This is a genomic window from Pseudomonas synxantha, assembly GCF_900105675.1.
GTDB lineage: Bacteria > Pseudomonadota > Gammaproteobacteria > Pseudomonadales > Pseudomonadaceae > Aquipseudomonas > Aquipseudomonas synxantha.
The window spans coordinates 1,462,882-1,481,276 of the sequence record NZ_LT629786.1; the positions used below are offsets into that span (position 1 = coordinate 1,462,882).

Annotated in this window: 18 protein-coding genes; 6 read left to right on the plus strand and 12 right to left on the minus strand. The window is 60.2% G+C overall.

Annotated features, from left to right (window positions below; genetic code table 11):
• Window positions 1-89: 89 nt before the first annotated feature.
• The 3 genes from BLU48_RS06925 (at window position 90) to BLU48_RS06935 (ending at window position 2,724) form a co-directional block, all read left to right on the plus strand.
• Window positions 90-560 carry an HIT family protein gene (locus BLU48_RS06925; protein WP_057024421.1) on the plus strand — a complete coding sequence of 157 codons (471 nt, stop codon included), beginning with the start codon at window positions 90-92 and terminating at the stop codon, window positions 558-560.
• A 165-nt stretch (window positions 561-725) separates the two neighbouring features.
• Complete coding sequence (locus BLU48_RS06930; RefSeq protein ID WP_082636697.1) at window positions 726-1,499, plus strand: GNAT family N-acetyltransferase; 774 nt, start codon at window positions 726-728, stop codon at window positions 1,497-1,499.
• A gap of 106 nt (window positions 1,500-1,605) precedes the next feature.
• Complete coding sequence (locus BLU48_RS06935; RefSeq protein WP_057024291.1) at window positions 1,606-2,724, plus strand: acyl-CoA dehydrogenase family protein; 1,119 nt, start codon at window positions 1,606-1,608, stop codon at window positions 2,722-2,724.
• Window positions 2,725-2,752: 28 nt separating this feature from the next.
• On the opposite strand, the gene BLU48_RS06940 is transcribed toward BLU48_RS06935, so the two are convergent.
• From BLU48_RS06940 to BLU48_RS06970, 7 genes are all read right to left on the minus strand, one after another.
• A complete protein-coding gene (locus tag BLU48_RS06940) occupies window positions 2,753-3,091 on the minus strand; it encodes a Na+/H+ antiporter subunit G (RefSeq protein ID WP_057024292.1) in 339 nt (112 codons plus the stop codon).
• Window positions 3,088-3,366, minus strand: a complete 279-nt coding sequence (locus tag BLU48_RS06945) for a K+/H+ antiporter subunit F (RefSeq protein WP_043046539.1) — start codon at window positions 3,364-3,366, stop codon at window positions 3,088-3,090. The genes BLU48_RS06940 and BLU48_RS06945 overlap by 4 nt, the downstream gene beginning before the upstream one ends.
• The gene (locus tag BLU48_RS06950; RefSeq protein ID WP_046068664.1) at window positions 3,363-3,851 is read right to left on the minus strand and encodes a Na+/H+ antiporter subunit E; all 489 of its coding nucleotides are present in this window, start codon (window positions 3,849-3,851) and stop codon (window positions 3,363-3,365) included. The genes BLU48_RS06945 and BLU48_RS06950 overlap by 4 nt, the downstream gene beginning before the upstream one ends.
• The gene (locus BLU48_RS06955; protein ID WP_057024293.1) at window positions 3,848-5,524 is read right to left on the minus strand and encodes a monovalent cation/H+ antiporter subunit D; all 1,677 of its coding nucleotides are present in this window, start codon (window positions 5,522-5,524) and stop codon (window positions 3,848-3,850) included. The genes BLU48_RS06950 and BLU48_RS06955 overlap by 4 nt, the downstream gene beginning before the upstream one ends.
• Window positions 5,521-5,865, minus strand: coding sequence for a Na+/H+ antiporter subunit C (locus tag BLU48_RS06960; protein ID WP_007986256.1), 345 nt, complete (start codon window positions 5,863-5,865; stop codon window positions 5,521-5,523). Before BLU48_RS06960 ends, BLU48_RS06955 begins: the two co-directional genes overlap by 4 nt.
• Entirely contained in the window at window positions 5,865-8,783 is a 2,919-nt protein-coding gene (locus BLU48_RS06965) for a monovalent cation/H+ antiporter subunit A (protein ID WP_057024294.1), read from the minus strand. Before BLU48_RS06965 ends, BLU48_RS06960 begins: the two co-directional genes overlap by 1 nt.
• Before the next feature lie 210 nt (window positions 8,784-8,993).
• Window positions 8,994-9,923 carry a DMT family transporter gene (locus BLU48_RS06970; protein ID WP_057024295.1) on the minus strand — a complete coding sequence of 310 codons (930 nt, stop codon included), beginning with the start codon at window positions 9,921-9,923 and terminating at the stop codon, window positions 8,994-8,996.
• Between the two features lie 93 nt (window positions 9,924-10,016).
• On the opposite strand from BLU48_RS06970, the gene BLU48_RS06975 reads away from it, so the two are divergent.
• Entirely contained in the window at window positions 10,017-10,580 is a 564-nt protein-coding gene (locus BLU48_RS06975; RefSeq protein WP_057024422.1) for a helix-turn-helix domain-containing protein, read from the plus strand.
• A 147-nt stretch (window positions 10,581-10,727) separates the two neighbouring features.
• A complete protein-coding gene (locus BLU48_RS06980) occupies window positions 10,728-11,087 on the plus strand; it encodes a hypothetical protein (protein ID WP_057024296.1) in 360 nt (119 codons plus the stop codon).
• A gap of 105 nt (window positions 11,088-11,192) precedes the next feature.
• Here BLU48_RS06980 and BLU48_RS06985 read toward each other — a convergent pair whose 3' ends face one another.
• The gene (locus BLU48_RS06985; RefSeq protein WP_057024297.1) at window positions 11,193-12,098 is read right to left on the minus strand and encodes a hypothetical protein; all 906 of its coding nucleotides are present in this window, start codon (window positions 12,096-12,098) and stop codon (window positions 11,193-11,195) included.
• A 115-nt stretch (window positions 12,099-12,213) separates the two neighbouring features.
• Between BLU48_RS06985 and BLU48_RS06990 the strand changes: the two genes are divergently transcribed.
• Complete coding sequence (locus BLU48_RS06990; protein ID WP_231989020.1) at window positions 12,214-13,626, plus strand: FAD/NAD(P)-binding protein; 1,413 nt, start codon at window positions 12,214-12,216, stop codon at window positions 13,624-13,626.
• 102 nt (window positions 13,627-13,728) lie between these two features.
• Here BLU48_RS06990 and BLU48_RS06995 read toward each other — a convergent pair whose 3' ends face one another.
• From BLU48_RS06995 to BLU48_RS07010, 4 genes are read right to left on the minus strand one after another with little or no spacing between them, the layout of a single operon-like run.
• Window positions 13,729-14,982 (minus strand): efflux RND transporter periplasmic adaptor subunit, encoded by a 1,254-nt coding sequence (locus tag BLU48_RS06995; RefSeq protein WP_057024298.1) that lies wholly within the window; start codon window positions 14,980-14,982, stop codon window positions 13,729-13,731.
• Window positions 14,972-16,450 carry a TolC family protein gene (locus BLU48_RS07000; RefSeq protein WP_057024299.1) on the minus strand — a complete coding sequence of 493 codons (1,479 nt, stop codon included), beginning with the start codon at window positions 16,448-16,450 and terminating at the stop codon, window positions 14,972-14,974. The genes BLU48_RS06995 and BLU48_RS07000 overlap by 11 nt, the downstream gene beginning before the upstream one ends.
• Window positions 16,443-17,642, minus strand: coding sequence for an ABC transporter permease (locus BLU48_RS07005; RefSeq protein ID WP_057024300.1), 1,200 nt, complete (start codon window positions 17,640-17,642; stop codon window positions 16,443-16,445). The genes BLU48_RS07000 and BLU48_RS07005 overlap by 8 nt, the downstream gene beginning before the upstream one ends.
• Entirely contained in the window at window positions 17,639-18,343 is a 705-nt protein-coding gene (locus BLU48_RS07010; RefSeq protein WP_057024301.1) for an ABC transporter ATP-binding protein, read from the minus strand. Before BLU48_RS07010 ends, BLU48_RS07005 begins: the two co-directional genes overlap by 4 nt.
• Window positions 18,344-18,395: the final 52 nt, after the last annotated feature.

Genomic DNA, 18,395 nt, shown 5'->3' on the forward strand with positions numbered 1-18,395 from the left:
CAAAATGCCCGTAGGGTTTGACGCTCATTCCATCCTAGCTTTAGATGGTTGCCACGACCAAACCCAAGACGAAACTGGCGGTGATTCAAATGGATTGTATTTTCTGCAGCATTGTCCGCAAAACCTCCCCGGCCCATATCCTGTGGGAGGATGACCAATATATGGCGTTCCTGTCGATCTTCCCCAACACACCGGGTTTCAGCGTGGTGATTCCCAAGCAGCATTACGGCAGCTATGCGTTTGCGCAGTCGGATGAAGTGTTGGCAGGGCTCGCGGTCGCAGCAAAGAAAACCGCACAGCAGATCGACCGCGCATTTCCTGATGTGGCGCGTACGGGGATGATCCTGGAAGGGTATGGGGTGGATCACCTGCATGCGAAGTTGTTTCCCATGCATGGAACGGGTCAGGACAGTGCGTTCAAGCCGTTGAGCTCAAAGGTTGATAAGTTTTTCGAGATGTATGAAGGCTATATTTCATCGCATGATTCTGTGCGGGCGGATGATAAAGCGCTGTCAGCGTTGGCGACGCACATCAGGACGTTCAAAAGCCCTCAGCCTTAGACGCTTCACGAAAAATACTGGCGTTTCATTGCTTTTTTTCGTTTCAAGTAACGAAACCGCTAAAGTCAGTGGCCTTTCAGAGTTCCCCTACAGAGCACTTCTAAAAAGTCGGGTAGGTTTTATCTGCTGCTCGGCTTTTCGAATTGCTGTTAAAAGGGGATATGCATGAGTTTGCAGAAGGAGCCCAGTCATACGGACTCAAGTGAGAAGATTAAGCTTGGTAAGTTAGTCGTTGGCCTTGCAAGTAGTCAGGAACAAGTGCGCGAAGCACAGGCACTTCGTTATAAGGTGTTCACTGAAGCTTTCAGTGCACCTGCGTTGGCTAATGCTGAGGAATTAAATGTCGACGAGTTTGATGAGTGTTGCGATCATTTGATTGTTCGTGATACCGCAACGTCGTGCGTGGTGGGTACCTATCGTGTAATGGGACCTACGGCTGCGCAGCGCATGGGGCGCTATTATTCAGAGAAAGAATTTGATCTGAGTCGGCTGGATTATTTAAAGTCTCGCATTATTGAAGCGGGACATGCTTGCGTTCATCCTGACTATCGTACGGGTAGCGTCATCATGATGTTGTGGTCCGGGCTGGCCATGTATATGCGGCGCGAGCAATGTGATTATTTAGTCGGTTGTGCCAGCGTGAGTTTGGCTGATGGTGGTCACAATGCTGCCGCCTTGTACCACTCCTTCACACCAAAAAATTTTGCACCAACCGAATATCGCGTGACGCCTTATAAGCCATTTCCCGTTCACGAACGTGAGGCTGGACATACTGCACATATGCCGCCTTTGTTAAAGGGCTATTTGCGCAGTGGTGCCTGGGTGTGTGGCGAGCCGGCATGGGATCCTGATTTCCATTCGGCTGATTTTTTCATGTTACTGCCATTGTCGAAATTGGATGGCCGTTACGCACGTCATTATTTTAAGTCATCCAGTTGATGTCCGGCCAGTGCGAGTGGTTGTTGGCTCAATATCTCTATTAAATATCCATTGATTCACTCTTTGGGTATTGGACTTTTTATCAAGCGCTCGAGGTTTGATTAGTATGTTTTTAGACGAAGAAAGAAGTGTGGCCTTTGAGTTGGTTCCACACATGGCATCCGCTCTTGAAGCCGCGTCGCTCCTTGAGCTTGAGCGCGGAGAGTCTCACCGCTTAGCCAATATGTTTAGAACGATTGGCCAGCCAGGGCTTGCGGTCGCAACGACGCTGGCTGGTGGGGGCGTCAGTGCGGTCAGTTTGGCGCAATTACACACCTGGGTCGGTGCACATTGCCCCTCACTGGCGGTGATGATGACCATGCATCACCACACAGTCGCCGGAGTGATGGCGGCCAGTTCTTTCTTGCCTGATATTCAGGGGCTATTAAGCGCCGTTGCGCGCGACAACCTATTAGTTGCCTCTGGATTTGCAGAAGGGCGGGCACACGCTGATATTCTAGAATCAACCATGGCTGTTGAGAAAACAGCCCATGGCTACGTTGTGAATGGAAGCAAGAAACCCTGCACGATGACCCATCACTTTGACGCAATCACGTTCGGGGTTAATTACATTGATCCTGATGGACAGACTCATCTGGGCATAGGCGTGGGTTTTGCTGGCGATTCAAGTATCGAACGGAAAAAGTTCTGGTCTGTACCGCATTTGCAGGCGGCAGACAGTCACGAAGTCATGTTCAATAATCTATTGGTTCCCGAGTCCATGATGTATTTCAGTAAAGTCGTGGATGATCAGCTGGATGATGATCAACAAGGAACGGGTAACCACTTGTTTGCTATCTGGTTTCAGCTGCTGGCTTCGGCTTCCTATCTGGGGATGGCATCAGCTTTGGCCAGGCGGGCATTGTCATCTCATAAAGGTTCGCCGGATGATCGGGCCCTGCTGCTCACTGACCTGCAAGGCGCCACGATGGCGCTGCGTGGCTTGGCTGTTTCGATAGACGAAAATCGTTTTTTGCGTCGTGACTTGGCGCGTGCACAGGCGACAAGGTTTGCGGTGCAGGAAGCCGTAAATCGCATTAGCACGCGCGCCTTCGAAATCATCGGAGGCATGGCATTCATGTCCGATGAAGAAGTCGCTTATCTACTGGTCGCTACGCGTGTATTGGCATTCCATCCGACATCCAGGGCCGCGAGTAGTCACTTTTTGTGTGAGCAACTGAGCTAAGCCCTGTTTCAGACGCTGCGCCGTAGGATCAGCGACGGCTGCTAACCTCGGCCGGTACGTCATCACCGGCCATGCGTTTGCGGAACAACGCGGTGCGCGCCAGCAGCAGGGTAGTTACCGGCACGGTGATCGACAGCAGAATCGGGATCAACCAGCCGTGCAACACCGGCCCGGACTTGAGCGTCGAAAAGTAGATGATCGACGCCAACGCCACACTCCATGCGCCCAATGTCGAGGCGAGCGCGGGTGGGTGCATGCGCTGGAAAAAGCTCTTCATCCGCAGCAAGCCGATAGCACCGATCAGTGCAAACACGCTGCTCACTACCAGCAGCACGGCTACGCTCACTTCAACCCATAACGGCATCATTCAATCACCTCCCCACGCAGCAGGAATTTGGCCAGGGCAAACGAGCCGACGAAGCCGAACAGCGCAATCAACAACGCTGCTTCAAAGTAGGTGTCACTGGCATACCGGATGCCCAACACCAGCATCATCAGCATCGCCAGGATATACAGGTAGTCCAGCGCCAGTACCCGGTCCTGGGCCGAGGGGCCTCTGAACAGGCGGATCAGGGTCAGCACCATGGCCAGGGAAAACAGGAACAGGCTGGCGAGGATCGCATTGGAGAGCAGGGCGCTCATTCGAAGATCTCCATCAGGGGCCGTTCATAGGCGTGCTTGAAGTGCTGGATAAACTGCGCTTCGTCATCCAGGTCGAAAACGTGCAACAGCAGGATGCTGCGGTCCAGGGCCAGTTCCGACCAGACGGTGCCTGGGGTCACGCTGGTGATCATCGCCAGCACCGCCAGGCCATTGGCGTCGCGCAGGTCCAGGGGGATCTTGATAAAGCGCGAGCGCGGCGCTCGTGTGCCGCAGGTCAGGACGCCCCAGGCCACATTCAGGTTGGAGAGGATCACGTCGCGGCCCACCAGGAAAAACAGGCGCACGATCACCCCGGGGCGGCGGATGCGGATCGGCAACGGCCGCAGCGGCGCCATCAGCAACGGTGCAAGAAAGCCCAGCAGCGCGCCCAGCAGCAGGTTGCCGGGGCTGATCGACAGATTCAGCACCAGCCACAATACCCATAACGCCAATGACAGCCACGGAGCAGGGAACAAACGCTTCATGGCTGCACCTCCAGCGCGGCGGCCTGGGCTTTGGGGCTGGGTACCGGGCGTGTCGCCAGCACTGCCATCACGTAGCGCTCCGGGTTGTTCAGGCTGTCGGCGGCGGCCTGGGTGTAACGCATCAGTGGCTCGGCCTTGAAGGTCAGCAGGATGCTGAGGCCGAGCAAAAAGAAGATCGGCAGGCACTCGTTACGACGCAACAGCGGCGATGGGCGCTCTTCCGGGGTCCAGAAGCGCTGGATGCCCAGGCGCGCAAAGGCGATCAGCGAGGCCAGCCCGGACAGGATCAGCAATGCCACCAGGCCCCAGGCCGCAGGGCGAATCGGTTCATCGATGGCATTGCCCAGGCCCAACGGATTGATCAGCGCACTCAACAAGCTGAGCTTGCCGATAAACCCCGACAGCGGCGGCATGCCGATGATCAACAAGGCGCAGGCAATAAAGCTCAGGCCCAAGAAGGCCATGGTCCAGGGGATCACCTGGCCGACCACGGCTTTCTGCTCATCATCCAGGTTCACCCCAGGACGCGGATGCAGTGACTCCATGGCCTTGGGCAACGCATCGATTTCTTCATCCAGCGGCAGGTCGTTGGCCGAACGCGAACGCTCGATCAACTCCGCCAGCAGGAACAACGCACTCAACGCGAGGGTGGAGCTGACCAGATAGAACAACGCCCCCGCGGTCAGGCTCGGCTGGGCAAACCCCACTGCCGACAGCAGGATCCCGGCCGAGACCAGGATGCTCAGGCTGGCCATGCGCTCCAGGCGCTGCGCCGCCACCATCGCCAGTGCCGCGCAAATGATGGTCGCCATGCCGCCATACACCAGCCAATCGCCGCCAAACAGTGCGGAAGCCCCGGCCTGGCCGGAAAACAGCAGGGTCCATAGGCGCAGTACGGTGTACACGCCGACCTTGGTCATGATCGCAAACATCGCCGCCACCGGCGCGCTGGCCGACGAGTAGGCGGGCGCCAGCCAGAAGTTCAGCGGCCACATGCCGGCCTTGGCCAGGAACGCCGTGGCGAGGATCGCCGCGCCGGCATGCAGCAGGCCACGATCCGCTTCCGGCACCAACGGGATTTTCAATGCCAGGTCGGCAAAATTCAGCGTGCCGGTGACGCCGTAGATCATTGCCGCGCCGATCAGGAACAGCGACGACGCCAGCAGGTTGATCGCAATGTAATGCAGGCCTGACGACACCCGGGCACGACCGGAACCATGCAACATCAAGCCGTAGGACGCCGCCAGCAGCACCTCGAAGAACACGAACAGGTTGAACAGGTCGGCGGTCAGGAACGCGCCATACAAACCCATCAACTGGATCTGGAACAGTGCATGGAAGCTGGTACCCGCCCGGTCCCAGCGGGCCATGGCGAACAGCAGCGCGCTCACGCCGATGATCCCGGTCAGCACCAGCATCATTGCCGACAGTTGGTCCACCACCAACACGATGCCGAACGGCACCTGCCAGTTGCCCGGCAGGTACACGCCAATCGAGCCGGGGCCGCTTTGCTGCGTCCAGTACAGCAGCAGGATCGCGATGCCCAGGCCGATCACACTGGAGAACAGATTGATCTGGGCTTTCAGCGGGCGACGCTTTTCGCCCAGCATCAACCCGGCCGTGAGCAGTGGCAGCAGGATCGGCGCGACAATCAGTTGGTTCATCCACGTCATTCCTTGGGCTCCCGGCCGTCCACATGGTCAGTGCCGGTCAGGCCCCGGGACGCCAGCAGCACCACCAGGAACAGCGCGGTCATGGCGAAGCTGATCACGATGGCCGTCAGCACCAGGGCCTGGGGCAGCGGGTCGGTGTAGTGGAGCAGGTCCTGGGGCACGCCGTCCTTGATAATCGGCTCCTTGCCAATGAACAGGCTGCCCATGCTGAAAATGAACAGATTGACGCCGTAGGACAACAGGCACAGCCCCATCACCACCTGGAACGTCCGTGGCCGCAGGATCAACCAGACGCCGGAGGCCGCAAGGACCCCAATGGCTATTGCGATGACTTCTTCCATCAGGCGGCTCCTTCGGTTGCGGCAACTTTGGCCTGGTTGCTCGGTTTATGCGCCCGCACCGACTGATGGCCGAGGGCAGTGAGCATCAGCAGCGTGGAGCCCACGACCATCGCGTACACGCCGACATCGAAGAACAGCGCACTGGCGATATGAATGTCGCCCAGCAGTGGCAGGCTGAAATGCCAGGTATGGGTGGTCAGGAACGGGTAGCCAACGAACAGCGCGCCCAGGCCAGTCAGGGTCGCCGACAGCAGGCCAAAGCCCATCCAGCGCATCGGCCGCAGGCTCATTTGCGCCTCGACCCATTGGGTACCCGCCACCATGTATTGCAGGATAAACGCCACTGACATCACCAAGCCGGCAACAAAACCACCGCCCGGTTGGTTGTGGCCGCGCATGAACAGGTAGAACGAGACCACCAGCGCAATCGGCAGCAGCAGGCGCACCAGCACCGCCGGCACCATCATGAAGCCCAGGGCGGTGTCGCTGGCCTGGCGTGGGTTGACCAGGTCGGTGGCCACGTCCGGTGCCAGTTGGCGCTGTTGTGGCGGCAACTCCATGCTTTCCTTGGACGGGCGGAAGCGTCGCAGCAGGGCATAGACGGTCAATGCCACGGCGCCAAGCACGGTGATCTCGCCCAGGGTGTCGAAACCGCGGAAGTCCACGAGCATCACGTTCACCACATTGCTGCCGCCGCCTTCGGGCAGGGCGCGGCTCAAGTAGAACGAGGAGATATCGTTGGGCGTCTGGCGGGTCAGCATCGCGTAGGACAACAGCGCCATGCCGCCGCCCACCACGGTGGACAGCAGGAAGTCGCGCACCCGGCGAATGCGCGCCTTGCGCAGGGTGTTGGGCAGTGGCCACACCTCTTCGATCCGCCGTGGCAGCCAGCGCAGGCCGAGCAGGATCAGCACGGTGGTGACCACTTCCACCACCAGTTGGGTCAGGGCCAGGTCCGGCGCCGAGAACCACACGAAGGTGACGCAGGTCATCAGGCCGCACACGCTGACCATGGTCAGGGCCGCCAACCGGTGGTACTTGGCTTGCCAGGCGGCGCCGAGGGCGCAGGCAATTGCCAGCAACCACAGAGTGACGAACACGATGGAGCCCGGGATCTTCGGCCGGTCGCCCCAGCTGAGACCACTGTTGAGCATGGGGATCATCGCGCCGACCACCGCCAGCAGCACCAACAGGAACAACTGGGTTTGCAGGCGCTTGGTGCTGATGCGTTTCTCGATCCGGCGCACGCCGCGCATCATCACCACCAGGCTGCGCTCGAAACCGCGCTTGCCGTTGAAGTAGCTGATCAGCGGCGGGTACTTGAAGCGCCCGCGCTTGAGTTGCTTGCGCAGCAGCAGATACAGCACCACGCCGCCGCACATGGCCACCAGGCTCATGATCATCGGTGCGTTCCAGCCGTGCCAGATCGCCAGGCTGTATTCGGGCAGCACGCCACCGACCACCGGCAGCGCCGCAGCGGCAAGGATCGAACCCACCACCTGGGCCGGGAAAATCCCCACCAGCAGGCAGGTGAATACCAGCAGTTCGACCGGCGCACGCATCCAGCGCGGGGGTTCATGGGGCGTGTGCGGCAAATCGGTGGCGGGCGGGCCGAAGAACACATCCACGGTGAAGCGCAGGGCGTATGCCACGCTGAACGTACCGGCGATGGTCGCGATCAGCGGCAGGGCGATTTCCACCCATTGGGTCGAGGAGATAAACACGGTCTCGGCGAAGAACATCTCTTTGGACAGAAAGCCGTTGAGCAGCGGTACCCCGGCCATGGACGCACTGGCGACCATGGCCAGGGTCGCGGTAAACGGGATCAGGCGTACCAGGCCACTGAGCCTGCGGATATCCCGCGTGCCGCTTTCGTGGTCGATGATGCCCGCCGCCATGAACAGCGACGCCTTGAAGGTGGCGTGGTTGAGGATATGGAACACCGCGGCGACGGCGGCCAGCGGGCTGTTAAGGCCCAGCAACAGGGTGATCAGCCCGAGGTGGCTGATGGTGGAGTAGGCCAGCAGGCCCTTGAGGTCGTTTTGAAACATGGCGCAGTAGGCGCCGAGGAGGAGGGTGAGGGCGCCGGCACCGCCGACGATCCAGAACCATTCTTCGCTGCCGGACAGCGACGGCCACAGGCGGGCCAGCAGGAACACGCCGGCCTTCACCATCGTCGCCGAATGCAGGTAGGCCGAAACCGGCGTCGGTGCCGCCATGGCATGGGGCAGCCAGAAGTGGAAGGGGAACTGCGCGCTTTTGCTCAAGGCGCCGACCAGCACCAGGGCCAGCATGACCGGGTACAGCGAATGCGCACGAATCTGATCGCCCGCTGCCAGCACCTGGTCCAGGTCATAGCTGCCGACAATATGCCCCAGCAGCATCACCCCGGCCAGCAGGCACAAGCCGCCGGCACCGGTGACCATCAGCGCCATATACGCGCCACGTCGCGCATCGGCGCGGTGGTGCCAATAGCCGATCAGCAGGAACGAGAACAGGCTGGTCAGTTCCCAGAAGAACACGATCTGGATCAGGTTGCCGGAGATCACCAGGCCGAGCATGGCGCCCATGAACGCCAGGAAAAACGCGAAGAAACGCGGCACCGGATCATCCGGCGACATGTAGTAACGCGCATACAGCGACACCAGCGTGCCGATGCCGAGCACCAGCATCGAGAACAGCCAGGCAAACCCATCCATGCGCAACACGAAGTTCAGCCCCAGGCTGGGCAACCACATGAATTCTTCGCGGATCACGCCACCGTGGGCGATCTGGGGGTAGAGCAGGGCTACTTGAATGGTGCCGACCAGCGCCACAAGGCCGGCCAACAGGGATTCGGTGTTACGTGCATTGTGCGGCAGCAAGGCCGCCAGACAGCTGCCGATAAAAGGCAGAAGCAGTAGAACTATCAGGGACATAGGCTTCTAATCTGCGGGAGTTTGGGATGCATCATACGTGCCGCTTTCGCGATCACCAAACGGCAAGATGTGGCAGGATCCTACAAGATAGGCCGAAGACTCTCATTTGGCATTGTTTCAGGTGGCCGCTTTCCAACCAACGGCCCCGGTCAATGTGGGAGGGGGCTTGCCCCCGATGGCTATCTGAAGTGCGCCGCTGCAGTTCGGACCTCAACCATGACGTTCCTGTTCCATCTCATCGATCAATTCGACGGCCTTCTGCCCTCGCGTCTTCAGCTCACTCACAATCACCGCCACCACAATCAACACCGCCCCCAGCATCGCAATCGGCGGGAACCGCTCTCCGGCAATCCGCCCGACCACCCCGGCCCACACCGGCTCACCGGCGTAAATCAAGGTGGCACGGGTGGGTGACACACTCTGCTGCGCCCAGTTCATCGCTACCTGGATCACCGCACTGGTCAGTCCCAGGCCCACCGCGCTGAACAGCAGCAACCACGAAAAGCCCGGCAACGCCTCGCCCATCGGCACCACCAGCATGAACGACAGCACTGACGCCGTTGCCAGTTGCACTACAGTTACCCGGCGCACGTCCACCTGCCCGGCAAACGCGCTGATCAGAATAATCTCGGCCGCAATCGCCACCGCGCCGATCAAGGTAGCGATTTCACCCGCGCTGAAATCCAGCGAAGCGCCCGCAGGGCCTGTCAGCAGCATCAACCCGGCAAACGCCAGCATGATGCCGATGCTTGGCATCAACCCCGGACGCTTGCCGAGCACCAGCCACTGCAATAACGGCACGAAGGGTACATACAGCGCGGTGATAAACGCCGACTGGCTGCTCAGGATCGTCTGCAAGCCAATGGTCTGCAAACCGTAGCCAAACATGATCGCCACGCCGATAAACATCCCGGCCTTCAACTCAAACAGCGTCAGATCGCGCAAGGTGCGCAAGGAAAAGCAGCCCACCACGATAGCGGCGGCGGCAAAGCGCAGGCCCACGAAAAACATCGGCCCGCTGACGGTCATGGCATGCTGTACGAGCAAGAAGGTGCCGCCCCAAAACATGGTGATTACCACCAGGATGCATTCGGCTTTGCTGAAACGATTGAAACGCGAAGGGGGGGTCGGGGCGATCATGGCGGCTCGGTCTTGCAAGGGAAAAGCACGGACCGCACAATGCGCCGCACTGCTGGGCAGTATACTGCGCACACCTACCAATTGAGCAATATAGTGCACAAAGAAAATCCGCAACGGGCCTCGGTCCTTCAACACGTCAGCCAGAACGTCCGTCGCCTGCGTCATGCCGCCGACCTGAGCCAGACTGCGCTCTCGGAAAAGTCCGGGGTCAGCCGGCGCATGCTGGTAGCGATTGAAGCGGGGGAGAAGAACGTCAGCCTGTCCACCCTCGACCGTGTGGCCGAAGCGCTGGAGGTGGCATTCAGCGACTTGATCCAGGCCCCGGATGCGCCTGACCATAGTCGTATCAATGAGCTGGCCTGGGCCGGTGAGATCCCCGGCAGCAAAGCCGTACTGCTCGCCAAAGCCACCGCCCGGCGCGAAGTGGAGTTGTGGGAGATGCGCCTGGAGCCGGGGGATCGCTACAGCCCCGAGCCAGACCCGGAAGGTTGGAGCGTGCAGTTGTTTGTGTATGAAGGTGCATTGACCCTGTTTCTCGACGACAAAGAACACACCGTCGCGGCCGGGGAGTTCTATATGTTCGCCAGCCGGCAATCCCACGGCTATCGCAATGAGGGTGATGTGGCGGTGCGATTTGTTCGTAATGTCGTGATCTAACCGGGCCGTCAACTGGTTTATACCTGTTAGTGTTCACAGTAGAGCAAACCTGAAAAAACGCGTTTACTCCATTCGACAGCCAGTGAGTCTTGAGTTGCTTCGGCAATTTGGGCGACACCAGCGTTATAAAAAAATGGAGATTTCGTAATGATCACCAAACTGCACAAAGTTGTTGCGGTCACCAGCGCCTCAATCAATGCACCCTACATTCAGGAAGCTGTCGGCACGGTTATTCATCTTGGTGATGTAGTAAACGGTGGCACTTATGTAGTCGACACTTACGAAGGTATAGAGGTAGGGGATCTGTTGACGGTGTTCTACCAGAGCTGCATTGACGAGTGGAAGGCATTTTATGTGGTGAGCGCCAGCGACATGGGTCGGCCGATTATTTTCATGCTGCCGGCGGAGGCGTTCGTTCTTGGGGCGGCGTCAGCCCGTTATATGATCACTTCCCGCGTGGGTAACGTGGTGCAATCCCCTGTCGCAAAGTATGAAGTCAGACGCTGAACCGCTTTCTGATCAGTTAAAACCGTAGGCGCTTACCAGCGCCTACGGTTTGTGCGTCACGAGTCTAAGTACTTCAAACTTGCGGGGCTGAAAATAACAGTGGGTCTATTTTTCGATGCTGAGTTTCCCATTATTGACTTCTATACGGAGTTTAGTGCCATCTGTAAGTGTCGCGGTCCCGGTAAAGTGGTAGACGCCTGACAGGGGGCCTTCTAATGTTTCAAAGTCAGGAATTGAGGTCAGCGTAATCGTACCGCTTTCGCTTGGCCAGGCGACGTTTCGATTGAGGTCGAATACAAATGCACGCACCTGTCTGTTATCCAGACTGAAGTTATAAGCGCCCGGTACAAGTCCCTCTGCAAAGTTGAAGACTACTCGGTAGTCAAACGGTTGCGGATCAGGCGCTGGGACAAACTCTCGTGACCATACGCTGGTATGGGCTGGAAAACTACCTGACGCAGGCTGGGTTGTGAGCGCAGTCTCCATCGACCGATAGGTCCGGTTGACGGCATCGCTGATATCGCAGGTCACTGAACCTGTTGCGTTGGCCTTGCGGCGTTTCGTCGTGCCTTTAACTTTCATATCGCCATTTGTAAGGGTGACGATTCGTGTACCACTTTGCGCTTTAAAGTTGAAAATGAGGTGTACTGTCTCCTCGGCGGGATCCAAAGTAACCTCCACACTTCCGCTAAAGGCAGTATAGGGACGGAATGTATGAGAAGTTCTTTTTACCCATGAAGCATTGGCTTTTCCTTGAGCGTCCCATTCTTTGACGATCTCATAAGTTTTTTCTATGACATGGCCCTCGTTGGGTAAAATCAGCTCGATTTGTTGGTGATATTCAAACGACACGGGATCGGTGAGGGCTGATATGAACCATCGGTTGCGATCTTCATCCAGGTAGAAGTGAATCGGGGGGCCTTCAAAGCGTTTCAAGTCGGCATCGCCCTCCACGACGGCAGTGCAGGTTCCCGAAATAAGTTTGGCTTTGGAGTGATTAGGCTTATTCATTTGATGTTTCCTTTGGAAGGAGGGGCACGATGAATAGGCTATGGGTTGAATTGGGCTGCGTATACTGTCAAAAGTAACAGGTATAACTCATAGGGTTTTGATAGTGGGAGTCACTATGGCCTGGGCGCAACAAAGTGAGATGCAAGTCCACAACGCCGATGTGCTGATCATCGGCGGCGGCCTGAGCGGCACGATGCTAGCCGTGCAGCTGCTGCGCCTGCCGGGCACGCGGCGCATCCTGGTGATCGAGCCGCGTGCTGAGCTGGGGCGTGGCGAGGCCTATAGCGCGGTCGAGCTGGGTCATACCTTGAACGGCAATGCGGCGCGCATGAGCGTCGACCCGGACAATGCCGGCGACCTGACCCAATGGCTCACCGACTACATCGCTGGCGGTGGTTGGCCGGAGTCGGACCAGCAGCATGTGCCCATCAGCGAACTGTTCCCGCCACGGGGGATTTTCGGGTTGTACGCGCAACAGCGCCTGGCCGAGGCCAAGGCATTGTCTACGTCGACCGTCGAGCATATCCGCGCCGAAGGGGTGGACCTGCAAGTCGACGCAGCCTCCACGCTGTTGACCCTCGATAATGGCGAACGACTGCGTGGCGCTTTCGCGGTATTGGCCACCGGCATGTTTCCGGCAGCGCGCACGCCGCTAACCGAGTCCAGCGGTATGAACGCCGCCGCACTGGACCCATGGGACGTGCAAGCGATGACCCGCCTCGACCCGCAATCAACGGTGCTGATCATCGGCTCCGGGTTGACCATGGTCGACGCCGTGGTGTCCCTGGAACAGGCTGGACATCGCGGTGCCATCGAGATTTTTTCGCGCCACGGTCTGTTGCCCCATGTGCGCCGGCAACCGCCGGGTTGGGACGACTTCCTGGCCGCGGACCAACGCCTGTGTAGCCCTAGGCAATTGCTGCGGGAGGTGCGCCGGCAATGCCTCTTCGCACTCGAACAAGGCATCGATTGGCAGGCGCCGCTGGACACCGTGCGCGTGCATATCGCGCGTCTATGGAGCCAGGCCAGTGAGCGTGAGAAACGCCAGTTTGTGCGGCATGTGCGGCCATGGTGGGAAAGCCATCACCACCGCTCGCCACCGTTGAGTGCGCAGTTGGTGGCGCGTTTGCAGGAAGAAGGGCGGTTGCGGATTCGCGCAGCGTCGTTCAAGGGATTGGTGCCGTCGGATGAGGGAGTCGCCATTGCGGTGCGCTATCGTGGCGAGCAAGGGCTCACCCGGGTTTCGGGCGCGGCGCTGATCAACTCCAGCGGCATCGAATACGACTGGCGCCGCGTGGCCCGGCCATTGCCGCAGCAACTGCTCAAGCGTGGGTTGATCCAGCCCGGGCCGTTGGCCTTGGGGATTGCGGCGGATGCGGCCGGCGCGGTGTTGGATGCCCAGGGCCAGGCCAGCCAGCGACTGTTTGCCATGGGCCCGCCGTTGCGGGGCATGTGGTGGGAGAGCACGGCGGTGACCGATGTTGCGCTTCAAGCCAAGGCACTGGCCGCCAAGCTGACACAGATTTAAATGTGGGAGGGGGCTTGCTCCCGATGACGGGGTGTCAGTAAGCAGGTCAGTGGTTGACACACCGCTATCGGGAGCAAGCCCCCTCCCACATTTGATCTGCGTTTAGTTTGAGGTTTTCACAAAACCGGGCTTCAGCCCAAACACCTCAACCCCTTGTGGTGTCGATTGCCCGGTGGTCACCTTTACCCGCTCCACCGGTTTATCCATCGCTGGCCGATACTCTACCGTCATATCCGGATGAATCGCCTGGCTGGGAATCACCAGCGCCTGGTCATTGTTGTAGGTCACGATGGTCAACCGCGCGCTCATGCCCAGGCGCACCCGCTGCAGCTGCTGCGGCGTCAGCTTCGGTATCGACAGGGTCACCGGAAACTGCGCGCTGCCCTGGTTGTCGCTGGCGATGGCCAAGCCGCTGACCACGCTGACCGAGCCGGTCAGCCGTTCGCCGTCGAAGCCATCGCCCATCACTTCCACCGCCTGGCCCTGGTGCAACCGGTTGATGTCCAGCTCGGAGACCTTGGCGACGATTTTCAGCCGCTCGATATTGGCCAGTCCGAATAGCACCTGGCCCTGGCTGACCTTGCTGCCGGCCTGCACCGGCGTGTTGTTGTTACCGCCACCTTGGGCGGTGTTGGTGCTGCCGGGCGCGGGCACCACGATGCCGGAGAACGGCGCCTTCACCTCCTTGCCTTCAAGGAGTTTTTGCAGGGCTTGGTATTTCACCGTGGCGTTGGTCAGCTCCATTTCGGCAATCTGTCGGTATTCGCCTCTGCCTTGGTCCTGGGCCTGTTGCAGTTCGCTGCGCGCCGCTGCCAGGTCCAGTTGCTGCTGTTGAGTTTGCTGCTTGAGATCGTCCAGTTCGTTGCGCGGAATGATGCCGCGCTTGAACAGGTTTTCACTCTCGGTGAGTTTGCGCTGGGTATTACCGGCGGTCATTTCTGCGGTGCGCAAACTGCGGCGAGCACGGCTGACGGCGGGGCTACTATCCCAGTCCTGCATTTCCTGTACGGCACGCCGGGCCTTGAGCTGGGCGGAGAGGGCATCGCGCAGTTGCACTTCAAGGGTGGCGGGGTCCATGCGCAACAGCACCTGGCCGGCTTCGACACGTTGGCCTTGCTCGACCAGATTGGCCAGCACATTGCCGTCGAACGGCGCCGTGAGGGTGACGGTAGTGTCGGGCTCGATCTTGCCCACCAGGCCGATCTGGTGCACCAGCGGGTCGGGCTTCACCGCCAGCCACTGTTCGGCGGTGCTGGCCTGCTCGGCGTCGCTGCGCTGGCTGAGCAGGCCGATGGCCGCGCCGGCCAGCAGCACGATCAAGGCGAAGGCCAGCAAGCGTTTTTGATTAGTAGTCATTAAGGGCGATTTCCCAACTTTCCAGCGTCATGCCCAGGGTCAGATCGAGCTGGGTCTGGGCGTTCAGATAAGCGATCAGCGCATTGAGCTGGGCGTTTTCGGCATTGCGCAGGTCGGTTTCGAAGCTCAATACCTGGAAGTTGGTGGAGCGCCCGGCACTGAGTTTTTCCCGCTCGATCTCGATCTTGCGCCGCGACAACTCCACGGCGCGCTTGGAAATCTCATATTGGCGCCAGCGGGTGCCGAGGTCACGTACCACGTTGTTGACGTTGCGCTCCAGCTCCTGGCGGGCGTCGGTAATGCGGATTTCCTGATCCTCCACATTCACCCGTGCGCGGACTTCGGCCTGGCGTGTGCTGATGTCGCCAATGGGGATCTGCACCTGCACGCCAGCGTAGCTATCCCAGGTGCGGTTATTGGTGTGGCCGTTGTCGTTGTCGTAGGCGTCGCGCACCTGGTTGGCGCCGGCCACCAGGTCCACCTGCCAGCGCCCGGAGTCCTTGGCGATCACCAGGTTGAGATCGGCCTGCTGGCTACCCAGCAGGGCGGCGAGGTATTCAGGTTGCTGGTTCTGCGCCAGGTTGAAGGCTTGGCGCTTGTCGATGTCCATGGGGTTGGCCTCCAGGGCTTCGGTGGCGCGAATCGGTGTGGAGAGGTCCAGGGCCAGCAGGCGCAGCAAGGCCAGGCGGTTGGTGTCCAGTTGGTTCTGGGCTTCTTCCACGCCCAATTGCTGGGTGGCGATATCGGCTTCGGTCTGCACGATCTCGAACTCGGCCATGCGCCCGGCGCTGATCAGCGCTTTGTTGACGTCCAGCAAGGTGTTGGAACGCTTGAGGGCTTCCTGGACGATCACCAATTGCTCCTGGGCGCGAAGGAGTTCGCGGTAGGTGGCGATGATCTGGCTGATGGTCTGCGCCACGGTGGCCTTGAGGTTCAGGCGGTTGGCCTGCTCGGCCAGACGCGACAGGCGCAGCGGCGCGGTGGTGGCGTCCCAGCCGGCCCCGCGCATCAGCGGTTGGATGATCGCCAGGTCGAGGCCGTCGCTGCGGTAGCGGCCGGCGCGGTTGGCGTTATTCAACTGCTGGGTCCACGCCATGCTCAGGCGCGTGCCGTATTCGCCGAGCAGGCTGCTGGTCGGCGCCACACTGGCGTTGCGGGCGTTGTCCTGGGAGCCCCGGCTGGTACGGTAATTACTGTTGAGGGTGAGCTTGGGGTTGAACACATCTTCGGCGACGCGCAGGTCAAACTTCTGCGCCACTCGTTGCAGATAGGCGCTGCGGATCGCCGGATTGTTGCGCAGGCCCAGGTACACGGCATCGCCCAGGGTCATGGTGGTGACCTGGGCATTGAGCGACACGCCGCGGTCATAGGCGCTGCGCGTGCTGCTGGGCGCCGATGGCTTGACGACCACCTCGGCAGCCACACCGGGCAGGCTGATCAGCGCCAGCAACCACAGCCATTTACTCATCGCGCAAGGCCTCCACTGGTTGCAACCGCGAGGCCGAGACCGCCGGATAGATGCCGAAGAACAAGCCCACCAGCAAGGTACTACCCACCCCCAGGGGCAGGGCGGCCGCCGCCAGGGCAAATGCCCAGCCCGACAGCCAGGCATACAGCCACGCAGCGGTCATGCCCAATACCGCGCCACACAGCGCACCCACGGCGGTGAGGGTAACGGCTTCAAGCAGGAACAGGTTGCGGATATCCCGCTGGCGTGCGCCCAAGGCCATGCGAATGCCAATCTCGCGGCGGCGCTCCGAGACGTTCATCAGCATTACGTTCATCACCCCGACTCCGCCGCCCACCAGGGAGATCGCGCCGAGGGCCAGCAAAAGATAGGCGAAGGTGCGGCTTTGGCGCGTCATGCCGTCGATCATCTGCTGGGGCACGGTGATGTCGACGTCATGCTCGGTGAGTTGCGGTTGCAACGCAGCGCTAGCGTCTCGGGCAATACGTTCCATGTCCTGCCCCGGCGTCGCACGGATGATCACATTGCTGATCTGCGGGCTGGCATAGACGCGGCGCATGCCCTCGGCGGGAATAAACAGCGATTCGTTGGCTTGCACCGGCATCAGCATGGCCCGGGGCTGGTTGTGCAGGATGCCGACGACCAGGAACAGATAGTCGTTGATGCGCACGCGATCACCCAGCCTCAATGGGTCTCCCGGTGCTCCGAGGGCCTGGGCGAGTTGGTCACCGATCACGGCGTAGGTTTCGTTGGCGTCGAAGGCTGACAGGAAACGCCCCTCGCGCATGCCCAGGCGCATGGCCGCATAGATATCCGGGGTGCTGCCGACCAGGTTGGCATTGGTGGTGCGGCCATGGAACACGATAGGCCCGCTGAACAGGCTGAGGGCGCCGATATGGGCAATGCCCGGCACCGCCAGGCGTACGCCGTCGAGGTCGAGCCGGGTGCGCATCGGCACATTGCTGCTGCCCTTGGGCGGGAACTGGGCGATCAGGGTGTCGGTACCCATGTCCTTGAAAATCATCGCCGCGTCCACTGCTGCGTTGTGGCCGATATTGATCAGCGCCACCACCGAGGAGCTACCGATCACGATGCCCAGCAACGCCAGGATCGAACGCTTGCCCAGGGTACGCAGGCTGATGAACGCTTCATGCAGCAGTTGGCTCAGGCTCTGCTCGACCCCCAGGCTCATCGGCGCCCGGCCTCGTGCACCACGCCATTGCGCACCAGGATCTTGCGCTCCAGGCGCTCTGCGATGTGCGCGTCGTGGGTGACAATGATCAACGTGACCTGTTGCTCACGGTTGAGGGTGAGCAGCAGCTCCATGATGTCCTGGGCGGTGGTGCTGTCGAGGTTGCCAGTGGGTTCGTCGGCCAGGATCACCGAGGGTTGGCCCACCAGGGCGCGGGCGATGGCGACGCGCTGGCGCTGCCCACCGGAGAGGTCGGCGGGGCGATGGTGGGCACGCTCGGCCAAACCGACTTGCTCGAGCATGCGTTGGGCTTGCTCCACCGATTCGTGGCGCGATATGCCGCGATAACTCAAGGGCAGGGCAACGTTGTCCAGGGCGCTGAGGCGCGGCAGCAGGTTGAAGCTCTGGAACACGAAACCGATCTGCCGGTTGCGGATCGCCGCCAGTTCATCGGGGCTGGCCTTGAAGATATCGTGGCCGGCAAAGTGGTACTGGCCGCAGTTGGGCAGGTCCAGCAGGCCGAGGATATTGAGCAGGGTGCTTTTGCCGGAGCCGGAGGCACCGAGGATGCCGCAGCTGTCACCGCTGGCGATGGACAGGCACACGTCATTGAGAATGCTCAGCTCCTGCCCGGCCAGCTGATAGCGCTTGCTGATGCCTTGCAGGGAGATCAAGCCTGGGTGCGTGGGGGTGTCTGTCATTATGACTACGCCTGCAGTCTCGACGGTGTCGGCATGCCCCGGAAAATCCTTG